Source organism: Streptomyces sp. NPDC057743, assembly GCF_042798755.1.
GTDB lineage: Bacteria > Actinomycetota > Actinomycetes > Streptomycetales > Streptomycetaceae > Streptomyces.
This window is the reverse complement of sequence record NZ_JBHVJX010000057.1, coordinates 1-13,517: the sequence shown is the minus strand read 5'-3', so window position 1 is coordinate 13,517 and position 13,517 is coordinate 1. Positions and strand designations below refer to the sequence as shown.

Here is a 13,517-nt window from a genome sequence, read left to right as displayed (position 1 = left end):
AGGGGTCAACTGAGCCGTTCGGCGCCCGTGTAGACGTTCATCGACTGGCCGCGGAGAAAGCCTACGAGAGTCAGGCCGCTCTTCTCGGCGAGGTCGACGGCGAGCGAGGAGGGCGCGGAGACGGCGGCCAGCAGCGGGATGCCCGCCATCACGGCCTTCTGGACCAGTTCGAACGAGGCCCGTCCGCTCACCATCAACACCGTTCCGCGCAACGGGAGCAGGCCCGCCCGCAGCGCATGGCCGACGACCTTGTCCACCGCGTTGTGCCGGCCCACGTCCTCGCGCAGGCACCACAGCTCGCCGTCGGCCCCGAACAACCCGGCGGCATGCAGACCGCCCGTCCGGTCGAACACCCGCTGCGCGGCGCGCAGTTGATCGGGCAGCACCGCCAACGCCGCCGGCGAGATGCGCAGCGTATCCCCGGACACCGACCACGGCGCCGTGGTGCGCACGGCGTCCAGACTGGCCTTGCCGCACAGCCCGCACGAGGAGGTGGTGTAGAAGTTGCGCTCCAGCGAGGCGTCCGGGGCGGCGACGCCGGGGGAGAGGGCGACGTCGACGGTGTTGTAGGTGTTGCCGCCGTCCGCGGTGGCGCCGGCGCAGTAGCGGATGCCCGTCACGTCACAGGCCCGGTGCACCACGCCCTCGCTCACCAGGAACCCGGCCGCGAGATCGAAGTCGTCGCCGGGGGTGCGCATGGTCACGGTCAGCGGACGCCCGCCGACCCGGATCTCCATCGGCTCCTCGGCCGCCAGGGTGTCCGGGCGCTGCGTGGGCACGCCCTCCCGCACCCGCAACACCCTCCGTCGTACCGTCACTCGCCCCATGGTCGGCTCCTCCTCCTGTCGTGTGGCGTGCGCCGCCGGTGGCCGTGCGGAATCGGCCCGCGGGCCGGGACGTTCAGGCCGCCGCGACGCGTTCCAGGCGGACCAGCACGCTCTTCGAGGTGGGTGTGTTGCTGAAGTCGGCCACGCTGTCGAGGGGGACCAGGACATTGGTCTCGGGGTAGTAGGCGGCGGCCGAGCCGCGGGTGGTGGGGTAGGAGACCGCCACGAACCGTTCCGCCCGCCGTTCCACGCCGTCCCGCCAGACACTCACCAGGTCCACCACGTCCCGGTCGGCCAGGCCGAGCGCCGCCAGGTCGGCCGGGTTGACGAGCACGACCCGGCGGGCGTTGTGGATGCCGCGGTAACGGTCGTTCGGCGCGTACGGGACGGTGTTCCACTGGTCGTGGGAGCGCAGCGTCTGCAACAGCAGATGCCCCTCGGGGATCTCGGGCATCGTGAACGCGTTGCGGGTGAAGACCGCCTTGCCGCTCGGGGTGCGGAAGACCCGCTCGTTGACGGGGTTGGGCAGGCGGAAGCCGCCCGGTCGGGCCACCCGGGCGTTGAAGTCCTGGAAGCCGGGGACGACGCGGGCGATCCGGTCCCGGACGGTGCCGTAGTCGGCCTCGAACTCCTCCCAGGGGATGGCCGGTTCGGAGCCCAGCGTCCGGCGCGCCAGTCGGCTGATGATGGCGACCTCGCTGAGCAGTTGTGGCGAGGCGGGAGGCAGCTTGCCGCGGGAGGCGTGCACCTCGCTCATCGAGTCCTCGACCGTGTAGAACTGCTCGCCACTCGCCTGGACGTCCCGGTCGCTGCGGCCCAACGTGGGCAGGATCAGCGCGGTCTCGCCGCACACCGCGTGCGAGCGGTTGAGCTTGGTGGAGATGTGCGCGGTGAGCCGACACCGCCGCATCGCGTCCTCGGTGACGGCACTGTCCGGAGTGGCCCGCACGAAGTTGCCGGCGACGCCGAGGAAGACCGTGGCCCCGCCGTCGCGCATGGCCCGGATGGCGCCCACCGAATCCAGGCCGTGCCGCGCCGGCGGGGTGAAGCCGAACTCCCGCCCGAGGGCGTCCAGGAACTCCTTCGGCATCTGCTCCCACACGCCCATCGTGCGGTCGCCCTGCACATTGCTGTGGCCGCGGACCGGGCACACCCCCGCGCCCGGCCTGCCCACATTTCCGCGCAGCAAAAGGAAGTTGACGATCTCGCGGATCGTGGGCACGCCGTGCTTGTGCTGGGTCAGGCCCATCGCCCAACACACGATGACCTTCCCGCTCGCCAGGACCTGTTCGTGCACCCGCTCGATCTCCTCGCGGGACAGCCCGGTGGCGGTGCGGACATCGTCCCAGGAGACCGTCCGTGCCTGGGCCGCGAAGTCGGCGAAGCCGGTGGTGTGGGCGTCGATGAACGCCCGGTCGAGAACGGTGCCTGGCGCCGCGTCCTCCGCCTCCAACAGCAGCCGGTTGAGTGCCTGGAACAGGGCCAGGTCACCGCCGGCGCGGATGTGCAGGAACTGGTCGGCGATCGCGGTGCCACGACCGATCACGCCCCGCGCCTTCTGCGGGTGCTTGAAGCGGATCAGACCGGCCTCGGGCAGCGTGTTGACCGCGATGACCCGGCCACCGTTGCGCTTGGTCTCCTCCAACGCGGAGAGCATCCGCGGGTGGTTGGTGCCGGGGTTCTGCCCCACGACGAAGATCAGGTCCGCGGTGTGGATGTCGTCCAGCGAGACGCTGCCCTTGCCGATGCCCAACGTCTCCTGGAGCGCGAACCCGCTCGACTCGTGGCACATGTTGGAACAGTCGGGCAGGTTGTTGGTGCCGTAGGCGCGGGCGAACAACTGCAACAGGAACGCGGCCTCGTTGTTGAGCCGCCCCGAGGTGTAGAACAACGCCTGGTCTGGGGAGTCGAGCCGGCGCAGCTCGTCGGCGATCAGGCCGAGCGCCGCGTCCCAGTCGATCGGCTCGTAGTGGCTCGCGCCGGGCCGCTTCACCATCGGCTCGGTCAGCCGACCCTGTTGGTTGAGCCAGTAGTCCGATGCCCGCCCCAACTCCGCGATCGAGTGCCGGCGGAAGAAGTCCGCGCCGATGCGCCGCCCGGTGGCCTCGTCGCTGATGTGCTTGGCGCCGTTCTCGCAGTACTCGTTGAAGTGCCGCTTCCCCGGCCCGGGTTCGGGCCAGGCACAGCCCGGGCAGTCGAAGCCCTTGGCCTGGTTGATGTTCAGCAGCGTCAGCGCGGTGCGGCGCACCGAGGTCTGGGAGAGCGAGTAGTGCAGCGCGTGGGTGACCGCGGGCACGCCCGTCGCCCACGTCTTGGGCTCGGTCACCGACAGGTCGTCGACCGGGTCGTCTATCGGACCCTCGTTGCCGCTCATGGTCTGCTCCGTCCCCTTCTGCTGCTTTCCGTGCACATGGGCATGCCCGGGCCGATGAACAACGCCGGGATGCGCCCGAGTTGGGCACCGAAGTCGCACGCCGGGCCGCCGCGCCCGCATCTCCCGTACCGGGACGTCGACGCTGCCTGGCCGGCCCTGACGAGTCTCCAAGCGCCCGCAGGGGAAGTCAAAGAGGTGTTTCTTGTGAGCTGATAAGGGGCGCCTATCGACGTTCCCGTGGAAAGTGTGCGAGGTGAAGCGAATTCGCTATGCGGGGGGGGAAGGAGGGCGGGATGCTGGCCCGAATCCGTCGTCGGCTCTGCGCCATGGGGTGATGTTGGTGCATCGGGGCGGACCTCGCGGGGCATCCTCACCGGCGGGCGGGACCCGCGCGGGACCGTCCGTCCGGGCATTCCCTGCCTGGTTCCGTCGCAGTCCAGTCCCCGCAGGCAGCGGGGCGACCGAGGAGGAGAACGGCGTGCAGCAGGACGCGGGCAATACCAACGGCAGCGGCGAGGGGGAGCGAGCGGCGGTGACAGGCGGGAGGACCGGCCAGGGCACCGACACGGACACCCGCCTTCGGCGCTCCGCCGCCTTCCTCGCCGACGAGGCCCTTGGCTTCCTCTACCCCGCGGCCCTCCGCGCGGCGGCCGAGGTGCAAGTCGCCGACCACCTCACCGACGGCCCCCGCACTCCCACCGAACTCGCCGCCGTAACGAGCACGGACGCCCGCAACCTCTACCGGGTGCTGCGCCTCCTCGCCACCAGGGGCGTGGTGGCCGAGGACGAACAGGGCCGGTTCGGGCTGACCGAGGCCGGCCAGGCACTTCGCAGCGACGCCCCGCACTCCGCCCGCGCCGCCATCCTGATGCTCACCGACCGCACGATGTGGCTGCCCGCCAACGAGATGAGCCGCTGCCTCACCGAGGGAACCTCCGCGTTCGACGTCATCTTCGGCATGCCGTTCTTCGACTACTTCGCGCAGGACGACCGCACCGCCGCCGTCTTCCACGACGGCATGGCCGCGATGTCCGACACGGAGAACGCCCCCTTGGCCGACGCCTACGACTTCCCGACGACCGGCACGGTCGTCGACGTGGGCGGCGGCCACGGCGGCCTGCTCATGGAGGTGCTGCGCCGCCACCCAGGACTGGACGGCGTCCTCTACGACCAGCCGCACGTCCTGGCCGGGCACCGCCTGGGCGCCGAGGAGGCGATCGCCGGGCGGTGGACGCTGGCGGACGGTGACTTCTTCACCGCCGTGCCCCCGGCCGACGTCCATCTGATCAAGCGCATCCTGCATGACTGGGACGACGAGCGCAGCGCGCTCATCCTCGACCACTGCCGCCGCGCGCTGCGCCCGGGCGGTCGGATCCTGGTCCTGGACGCCGTGGTGCCGTCGGGCAACGCGCCCCACCAGGCCAAGGCGTTGGACCTGATGATGATGGCGTCGCTCACCGGCCGGGAGCGCACCGAGGCGGACTTCGCCGCACTCTTCGCGGCGGCGGGCCTGCGCCTGTCTCGCGTGGTGCCCACGCCCACGGTGCTCTCCGTGGTCGAGGCGGCACCGGCCTGACCGGCCGGAGCCCGCCCCACATCGGGCCCCGCGGGCCTCACTCCAACGTCGCCAACTCCTCGTGCAGCCCCTCCAACGCCGTGTGGTCGTCCTCGTTGCCGGTGTGCGGCGAGGCGAACCACCGTGCGTATTCGGCGATTTCGGAGAGTCGCCAGTCGAGGGCGAATAACTCGGTCATCGTCGGGTCGTGCGGTACCTCGGCACCCGCGGCGAGCAGATCGCCGTAGTCCCGTTCGGGCGGCGCGAGGACCAACGACTCCCAGTCGACCAGCCGCAGACCGCGGGCGTCGACGAGCTGGTTGGCGAAGTGCGGCTCACCGTGGGTCGGTACCCAGCGGTCCCGGTGCGTGACCGCGACCTCGGCCAGTTCGTGGTAGCGGACGGTCCAGCGCCGGATCGCGTCGCGGCGGGCGGCGATCGCGCGCCGCGCCTCCTCCCCCAGCGGGCCAGAGCCCCACGGCCGGGCCGTCCGGGCGCGCAACTCCTCGGCGAACGAAGGGCCGACCACGGGAGCCCAGTCACCCAGCCCACTCGGCGGCTCGGCACCGTGCAGCGCGGCCAACGCGGCGACGACGGTGCGGACATGGTGCGGCTCGCGGGCCTCCGCCTCCGTCGGGGTCCGCCCGGCCAACCACGGCGTCACGCTGAGCGCGCCGCCCGCGACCTCGACGGTGAAGCGGCCGGAACGCGAGGGCAGCGGCGCGCACACCACCGCCAGGCCGCCCGCAAAAAGCGCCGCCGCGCCCGCGTAGGCCGCTTCCAACGACGCCCGGGTGTGCCGCGGCGCCAACTGGTCCAGCGTCACGAAGAGGGTGCCGCCGGTACCCGTCATCCGCCAGTGATGGGCGCCGAACCCCCAGGGCAGATAGGTGATTTCGGCGATATCGCCGCGACCGGTGCGGTCCGGATCGGCGGACGGCCAGTGCCTGGCGACCGCGTCTGCGATGACGCCGTCGTGGAGGGAGGGGGGACGGGAGCGCATGGGAGCCGACCCTAGTGAGGGCGCAGCGCACCGTCACTCCCATTTGCAGCGGGCGCGGACGCAGGCGAGGGCGTGGGCGTGGACGTGGTGGGTGGGGTGGTCGGCGCGCTCGGTGCGGGCGTCGGTGCGGGCCAGCGGCGGGCCAGGTAGGCGCAGAGGACGAGTTGGAGGGTGTGGTAGAGCATCAGCGGTAGCACCGTGATGCCGATCCGGTCCGGTGGGAACAGCACGGTGGCCATCGGCAAGCCGCTGGCCAGGCTCTTGTTGGAGCCGCAGAAGACAGCGGTGACCCGGTCGGCGCGGGGCAGGCCGATCAGGCGGGCGGTGCCGTGGGCGGCGGACAGCGCGAAGGCGAGCAGCAGCGCGCAGACCACGGCCAGGAGCAGCAGTTGGGTCGGCGGTACGCGGTGCCAGATTCCGGAGGTGACGCCCCGGCTGAATGCGGAGTAGACCACGAGCAGGATCGAGCCGCGATCGCAGAGGGTGGTCAACACCCGGTGCCTGCCCAGCCAGTCGGCGATCCAGCGGCGCACTGCCTGACCGGCCAGGAAGGGCAACAGGAGCTGGACGGCGATGTCGGTGAGTTGGGACGGCGTGATGGGGGCGTCGCCGGGACTGGCACCGGTCTGCCGGAGCAGGGTGACGGCCAGCAACGGGGTCAGGATGACGCCGAGGACGGTGGAGAAGGACGCCGAGCAGATGGCGGCGGCCACGTTGCCGCGGGCCATCGAGGTGAAGGCGATGGAGGACTGGACCGTGGAGGGGAGCACGGCCAAGAACAGGACGCCGGCGGCCAGTTCGGGGCCGAGCACGCCGTGTGGCAGCAGTCCGGCCGCCAGGCCGACGGCCGGGAACGCGACGAAGGTGAGGGCCAGGACGGGGAGGTGCAGTCGCCAGTGCCGCACGCCGTCGAGGGCGGCCTGCGGGGAGAGCCTGGCGCCGTAGAGGAAGAAGAGCAGCCCGACCGCCAGGCGGGCGGCGAGCGAGACGCCCTCGGCGGCCGCGCCGTCGGCCGGGACGAGGGCGGCCAGGCCGATGACGCAGAACAGCGCGACGATGTACCAGTCGACGCGGCGCAGGACCCGGCGGGCGGCGTGGTCGGGAGCGGGATGCGGCACGGTTCCTCCGGCAGAAGGGGAGGGGAGTGGTGCGGAGCCAGGCAGGGGCCGTGCCGCGTGGCCGCTTCCGATACCGGGCGGTACCGGGGGAGCGACACGGCCCCTGCGCAGGTGGTGCGGTGCTGCCGTCGGGCGTCAGTGTGCGGCGTTCACCGGGACCCGGTCGTGGTGGCGGCTGATGTTCTTCTCCAGCAGTGCCAGGCACTCGTTGACGCCGACCGCGCCCGAACGGTGCTCCGGCAGCCGGCCGTCAGCCTGCTTCAGCTCGCTCAGCGCCTGGTCGATGGCGGTCTGCGCGGCGAAGAGGCAGGGGGTGCTGTAGATGGCGACGTCGACACCGAGTTGGTCGAGCTCGGTCAGCGACAGCCGCGGTGACTTGCCGCCGGCGATCTGGTTGAACAGCAGCGGCTTGTCGCCGATGACGCGGCGGACCTTGTGGATCCAGTCGACGCTGCGGACGCCGTCCACCAGGATCACGTCCGCGTCGGTCGCGGCCAGTGCCTTGGCCCGGCGCAGGATTTCCTCCTCCTCGGTGGCGTCGGTGCGGGCGACGACGAGCAGGTCCCGCCGTGCCTGGAGGACCATGTCGAGCTTGGCCAGGTACTCCTCCAGCGGCAGGACCTGTTTGCCGTCGACGTGGCCGCAGCGCCGGGGACGCTGCTGGTCCTCCAGGATCACGCCGGAGGCGCCGGCGGCCTCCAACTGTTGGACGACGTGGCACGCGGTCTCCGGGTCGACGTAGCCGTCGTCGATGTCGACCAGCAAGTGCTGTTGCGGGAAGGCCAGTCGGAGCCGCTGTACGAAGGCGACGATGTCGGGCCAGGCGATGAAGCCGATGTCCGGCAGGCCGTAGTGGGATGCGGCGAAGCCGAAGCCGGAGATGAACATCCCGTCGTAGTGACGCGCCGCCAAAGACGCGGAGAACATGTCGAAGACGCCGATCAGCGGGGTGGTGCCATCCGCCTGGATCGCGGCTCTTAATCGGTTGGGGTGGTTCACGGTACCCTCCGATGCGTGGTCGCGTGGGTTGCGCGTCGCGCCTGACCCGTTGCCTGCCAGAGCTGGTGGTCGGTGCGATGCGTCACGGGCCGAACCGACCGGGGGCATGCTTGAGCAGCATGCCCCCGGTTCTGTGATGTCCGGGCCGGCTCGTACGGAGTGCGGTTATCGCGCTTCGCGAGAGCAGGTTAGGAAAAGAAAAGGTCATGTGACAACCATGGATTGGTAATACTCCCTGGTAGGCGTCGCTTTTGAGCCGTTCCCCGCGCGGCCGCTCGCCCGGTCCGAACTGCCGTCAAACGCAGGGCCGTTGGTGGCCCGGCAGGGCGCCGACGAGCCGCGACGCCCCGGGGCGGGCCGGGGGTCAACCCACTCCGTCGCACACCGTGCGCAGGTCAACGTCCCACGCCAGTTGGCTGACCAACGTGTCGTCGCCGGGGCGTGGGGAGGCCGGTGCCTGGCCGGGGCGGGCCGGATTGCGGGTACCGCGGGAGAGCTGCCCGCTGACCGTGATGTTGTGCTCCACGCGCGGGCGGCGGCACGCCTCGTAGAGCGCCAACGCGCCGTCCGAATCGGGCGCGTCCCGCAGGGACTTGGCGAGGATGACGGCGTCCTCCAACGCCATCGAGGCGCCCTGGCCCGTCGCCGGCGAGGCCGCGTGCGCGGCGTCGCCGATGAGCAGCGTCCGCCCAGAGCGCCAACGGGTGCCCGGCGGCAGCTCGGTGGCGTTGGTGGCCATGAGGGCGTCGGTCGTGGCCGCGACGATCTCCGCGGCGGGGGAGGCGTCCTTCCGCAGCACATCGAGGAGTTGGTCGCGCCAGCGGGACGGGGTGGGGTGCGCCAGCTCCTCGGCGGGGATCGCCTGGCGGGCGACCCGGGCGAACCAGTACGTCTCCCCGTCCGGCGAGACCGCGTAACCGAAGGTGCCGACGCCGTTCCGCACCATGGTGATGTGGCCGGTGTCCTCCGCCACCGGGGTGTTGCGCGTGTAGCCGTAGAAGACGCACTGCCCCGCGTAGGCGGGCATCGCGCCGGGGTTGAGGGAGCGCCGCACGGTCGAGTTGAGGCCGTCCGCGCCGATGAGCAACTCACCCGTCGCGGCGCTGCCGTCGGCGAACCGCGCGGTCACCTCGTCGGGGCCGTCCGCCACGGACACCAGGCGCGCGCCGTGCCTGACCTCGATGCCCCGGCGGACCACCTCGCCCTGCAAGGCGGCGTTCAACTCGCCGCGGCGCAGACACCGGTACCGGAGCAGCGCATCGCCGGCCTCACCCATGGGCGCGTGCGCCACCTCGGTGCCCCGGTCGTCGAGCAGGCGCATGGAGGACAGCGGGAAGCCGATCGCGGTGACCGCGTCCGAGGCGTCGAGCTCCGCCACGGCACGCATCCCGTTGCTCGCCAGGGTCAGGAACGCCCCGATGTCCTCGGCGGTGTTGGGGTGCGCCTCGTGCACGGTGACGTCGAAGCCCGCCTTGTGCAGCGCCAACGCCGTCGCCGAACCGGCGATCCCACCACCGATGACCAATATGCGTGTCACGTTCACTCCGCTCGTCTGCCTGGTTCCCGTCGGGCGACCTTCCGGACCAATGATGGACCCTGGCCTGCCCAGACCGGACGGATCGGACGCGAACGGGACGGCTGTGCCCGCCGCACCTGGGCTCAGACAGCCGTGCGGTGCCATCAACCATGCCTTGGACATCCCTGATCCGGGAACGCACCAGGCAGTGCACCGCAGACCGTCACAGTCCGGCTCCTCGGAAGGGGCCGGACTGTGACGATCGGTCGCACCGTGCTGTTGGGTTGTGTTGGGGTGGACGGCCGTTTGACGACTACGGCGTCACCGGGTCCTCACCGTGCCGCACGCCGTTGCGCGGCGACTCACTTGGTGAAGGCCGCGGTGCCGTTGGGGGTGCCGAGGCCGGTCGGGCCGTCGTAGCCGGTGCCCGCGGTGCAGAGGTACGACGGGTTGCAGGAGCCGTTGGCGCCGCTGGTGACGTCGTTCAGTGCGGAGGCGTGGCTGTAGGGGTACGAGGCCGGGGTGTCGCCCGAGCCCGGCGTACCGGCGAGGGCGTAGACGCCGGCGATGAACGGGGAGGACGCGCTGGTGCCGCCGTAGACGTTCCAGCCGCTGGCCTGGTAGCTGTCGTAGACCGCGAGGCCGGTGGCCGGGTCGGCGACCGAGGCGACATCGGCGACGGTGCGGTTGGAACAGCCGGTGTCTTGCTGCCAGGCAGGTTTGGCGTCGTACTGGGAGCAGCCGGAGCCGGCGCCGTTGCCGCCGGCGCTGGAGCCCCACACGGTCTCGCTCCAGCCGCGGGAGCTGCTGTCTTGCTGGAGGGAGGTGCCGCCGACGGCGGTGACGTACTTGGAGGCCGCCGGGTACTCGACGCCGTATCCGCTGTCACCGGAGCTGACCGTGATGGCGACGCCGGGGTGGTTGAAGTACTGCTCGTCGGAGGTGGCGTCCGTGGAGTCCTCGCCGCCGCCGTAGCTGTTGGAGACGTACTTGGCGCCCATGGTGACCGCGCGGTTCACCGCGGTGCCCAGGTCGCTCATGTTGGCGCTGTTGGCCTCGACCAGCAGGATGTGGCACGACGGGCAGGCCGCGCTGACCATGTCGACGTCGAGGGAGATCTCGCCGGCCCAACCAGAGTCCGCCGCGGGGTAGTTGGTGCCGCCGTCCTGGTCGACCTTCTGGAAGCAGCCGTTGGCAGTGCTGCACTCGGGCAGGCCGTACTGGGAACGGTAGGTCGCCAGGTCCTGCTCCGCGTTGGGGTCGTCGTTGGCGTCGACGATCGCCACGGTCTGGCCGGAGCCGCCTGACTGGGGAAGGTTGTAGGCGCTCTGCAGGTCACTGGGCCCGAAGCCGGAGGGTGCGGCGTGCGGGCGTAGGGAGAGGTGTGGAGTGATGTCCGTGCGAGCCACCGCGTTGCACGCCATGTAGCCGGGCTTGGTCGGCTGCGCACACAGCCGGTGGGTGGGGACCTTGGCGTGGGGCGCCGCCACCGCGGGGGACGCGTGGGCCGCGGGCGCCGCGGGTGCGGCGTTGGACGGGGCGGCGGCGATCATGCCGCCGATGACGAGGGTTGCTGCCGACAGCAGGACCGGTACGGCGCGGTGCGCCAGTGCCTGCGTGCGTGCGGATCTGCCCTTTCGTAGCGAACGCAAGGGAATGACCTCCGTGGGGAAGGGACCGGCAGTCGGCGCCTGGGGACGGGGACGCTTTCGGGGTCCTGCTCTGCAGGCTCTTCACAGGAGGGGACTGTCAAGAACATGACACATCGACAAGAGGGCATCGACGTGGCACATCGACATGACACGGCGTGAATCGCTTGCAGATCGTGCAGATGTGGCGTCCCGTCATGGGTGCACCGGCCTGCCGGTGATGAGTTGCGCACGTGCACTCAGTGATGCCACCCCAGTGAGTGGTGGCTTATGGGAAAAGTAATGAACTCTGCGTCAAGGAGACACCGAGCTACGGCAAAGGCTTTCCCTCGGTGCGGTGAACGGCCGGTGGGTGAGGGAGGGTTGCCCCGCTCGGGAGCCGGGGGAGCGGCCGTGGCGGCTGATGGTGACGGAGCGTTGGGGGCGGGGGCACCCTCTCCGGAGCGCGCAGGTACGTCGGTGGCCCGCTCTGCGGCCCGGGTCGACACCACCGCCCCGGCGCCAAAAGGCCCGAAGCCGCTGCGAATACCGCGGAATACGCGATATTCGTAGGTGGCCTCGGGCCTTTGGTGCGTCTGCGCCGGGTCGGGTGCGGACGACGTGGCCGCCGGAGGACGGCGGCCGGGATGCGTCAGGCCCGACCGGAGCCCTTCTGGAAGTCGGCGCTGAATGCCTTTTCGATGCCGTTGATGACCGCGGTGTCGCTGACGATGAGGCCGAGTTCGCGGTTGTGGTTGAGGGAGTTGGAGGAGAAGTTCTCCGAGCCGGCGAACACCTTGGCGGCGGAGGTGCCGTAGTCGGACACGATGGCCTTGGCGTGGATGTAGTAGCCGGTGGAGCTCGAATACGTCTTCACCTTGCCGCCCGCGGCGGTCACTTTCTTGAGCTGCTTGCTGTACTTCGAGCGCTGGTTCTCCGCGACGACGCGAACGGTGACGCCGCGCTTCGCGTCCGCGATGACGGCATTCACCAATGTGGCGTCGCCGAACTCCTCCTGCTGGACGTCGAGGGAGTGTTTCGCTCCCTTGATGAGGGCCAGCAGGTGGCTTTGCGAGTCGGTGGGCGACCACACCAGGTCGGTACCGTCGGACGGAGTGACGGCGGTCTTCGCGTAGTCGGCGTCGAAGACCTTCTCGATCGCCTTGACGTCGGCCTTGTCGGTGTCGAAGACACCGTAGTCACGCGAGGTCGCATAGTATTTCGTGTCGAAATTGCCGGTGCTGATGTACGACTTGGCGCCGTCGACGGTGATCGTCTTCTGGTGCGTGTAGACGTAGTCCGAGGACGAGTACGTCACCCCGGCGCCGGCCGCGGACAGCGCCTTGTAGGCGGCGCCGTCGATGGCCGCGTGCTGGGAGTCGAACACCACACGGACCTTGACGCCCGCTTTCTGCTTCTTGACCAGGTCGTTGACGAGCGTGGTGTCACGCAGCTCGTAGATGGTCACGTCGATCGACTTCTTCGCCGAGTTGACGAAGTCGTAGATCGGGCCCTCCTTTTGGTCCGGGAGGATCACCAGGGAGAACGGGCTTGCGGCGTGGGCGGTGGCGGGCACGAAGGCACCAACCGCGGCCAAGGCGCCTGCGCACAGGGCGGGTATCAAACGGCGGGTGGGGCTCACCGGATTCTCCTCTGACGTAGTGGGGGGGGAGGCGCGCAACGCGCGTAGCGCACCCCAGTAAGGCACAGCCCCGAGACCCGCTGAAGCCCAGTTAGGTGAAGAGAAGGGCAGTGTTGCGTAAAGCGTTGTGTGTTCGAATGCACAGCAACTGCCATAAAATTTCGGGGGTTTAAAGATCGTCTTTCCTTTGTGCTGGTTCGGGGTCCGAGTTGCGGGGATCGTGCCCTCTCGCGAGTTCGACGATGATTCATCGTCAGTTTGCCTGTCTGGCCCCCTTGTCAGCCTCTGGTCCGGGCGCCCGCGCACCGCCGCGGAGCGCGAAGTGGGGCCGGCCGCTTGGTTGGTGACTGTGCGTGGTAGCCGATCTTGGTGAGGTAGCGTCGGGGTATGACTGACTTAGAGAGAGATGTTGAGGCGATCGCGCGACTGGAGCGGGAGCGGTTTGCGGCGGTCATCGCGCAGGATATTGACGCTCTGTCAGAAATGTGTCATCCGGAGTTGCTCTACACCCACACCAACGGTGCGACCGACACCTACGAGTCGTATCTGCGCAAACTGCGCGAGGGGGCGTGGGACTTCCACCGCATCGACCACCCGGCGCACCACATCACCGTCACCGGCGACACGGCGCTGGTGCTCGGCGAGATGAACGCCGACCTCACCTCCAACGGGCAGGCGAAGCAGCTCAACAACGTCACGCTGGCCGTATGGGTGCGAAGCGGCCAGAGCTGGAAGCTGCTGGCCTTCCACCCGACGCCCAAGTGAACTTCTTCAACTCGGCCACTGATCGGGGGATGGTTGGTGGCCCGTAACAGGCGAGGCTCTCGGACTGTTGAGCGGGATGTCTCACGTCCC

The 13,517-nt window shown here is 70.1% G+C and carries 10 protein-coding genes; 2 read left to right on the top strand and 8 right to left on the bottom strand.

Translation table 11 applies throughout. From position 1 onward, the window contains the following. Positions 1-5: 5 nt before the first annotated feature. Both fdhD and ACFVFQ_RS35985 read right to left on the bottom strand, forming a co-directional pair. Positions 6-827 carry a formate dehydrogenase accessory sulfurtransferase FdhD gene (gene fdhD / locus ACFVFQ_RS35990; RefSeq protein WP_383424451.1) on the bottom strand — a complete coding sequence of 274 codons (822 nt, stop codon included), beginning with the start codon at positions 825-827 and terminating at the stop codon, positions 6-8. Between the two features lie 73 nt (positions 828-900). Further along, positions 901-3,201 (bottom strand): FdhF/YdeP family oxidoreductase, encoded by a 2,301-nt coding sequence (locus ACFVFQ_RS35985; protein WP_383424449.1) that lies wholly within the window; start codon positions 3,199-3,201, stop codon positions 901-903. Between the two features lie 532 nt (positions 3,202-3,733). Between ACFVFQ_RS35985 and ACFVFQ_RS35980 the strand changes: the two genes are divergently transcribed. Beyond that, positions 3,734-4,777 carry a methyltransferase gene (locus ACFVFQ_RS35980; RefSeq protein ID WP_383424484.1) on the top strand — a complete coding sequence of 348 codons (1,044 nt, stop codon included), beginning with the start codon at positions 3,734-3,736 and terminating at the stop codon, positions 4,775-4,777. Between the two features lie 37 nt (positions 4,778-4,814). Here ACFVFQ_RS35980 and ACFVFQ_RS35975 read toward each other — a convergent pair whose 3' ends face one another. The 6 genes from ACFVFQ_RS35975 to ACFVFQ_RS35950 form a co-directional block, all read right to left on the bottom strand. Further along, positions 4,815-5,759 (bottom strand): phosphotransferase, encoded by a 945-nt coding sequence (locus tag ACFVFQ_RS35975; RefSeq protein WP_383424447.1) that lies wholly within the window; start codon positions 5,757-5,759, stop codon positions 4,815-4,817. An 11-nt stretch (positions 5,760-5,770) separates the two neighbouring features. Beyond that, entirely contained in the window at positions 5,771-6,877 is a 1,107-nt protein-coding gene (locus tag ACFVFQ_RS35970) for a bile acid:sodium symporter family protein (protein WP_383424445.1), read from the bottom strand. Between the two features lie 135 nt (positions 6,878-7,012). Beyond that, positions 7,013-7,876 carry an oxaloacetate decarboxylase gene (locus ACFVFQ_RS35965; protein ID WP_383424443.1) on the bottom strand — a complete coding sequence of 288 codons (864 nt, stop codon included), beginning with the start codon at positions 7,874-7,876 and terminating at the stop codon, positions 7,013-7,015. Between the two features lie 364 nt (positions 7,877-8,240). Continuing rightward, a complete protein-coding gene (locus ACFVFQ_RS35960) occupies positions 8,241-9,413 on the bottom strand; it encodes an FAD-dependent oxidoreductase (RefSeq protein WP_383424441.1) in 1,173 nt (390 codons plus the stop codon). Positions 9,414-9,754: 341 nt separating this feature from the next. Beyond that, entirely contained in the window at positions 9,755-10,945 is a 1,191-nt protein-coding gene (locus tag ACFVFQ_RS35955; protein ID WP_383424482.1) for a peptidase S8, read from the bottom strand. A 727-nt stretch (positions 10,946-11,672) separates the two neighbouring features. Continuing rightward, entirely contained in the window at positions 11,673-12,662 is a 990-nt protein-coding gene (locus ACFVFQ_RS35950) for a phosphatidylserine/phosphatidylglycerophosphate/cardiolipin synthase family protein (protein ID WP_383424439.1), read from the bottom strand. A gap of 387 nt (positions 12,663-13,049) precedes the next feature. Between ACFVFQ_RS35950 and ACFVFQ_RS35945 the strand changes: the two genes are divergently transcribed. Beyond that, positions 13,050-13,427 carry a nuclear transport factor 2 family protein gene (locus ACFVFQ_RS35945; protein ID WP_383424437.1) on the top strand — a complete coding sequence of 126 codons (378 nt, stop codon included), beginning with the start codon at positions 13,050-13,052 and terminating at the stop codon, positions 13,425-13,427. Positions 13,428-13,517 lie beyond the last annotated feature (90 nt).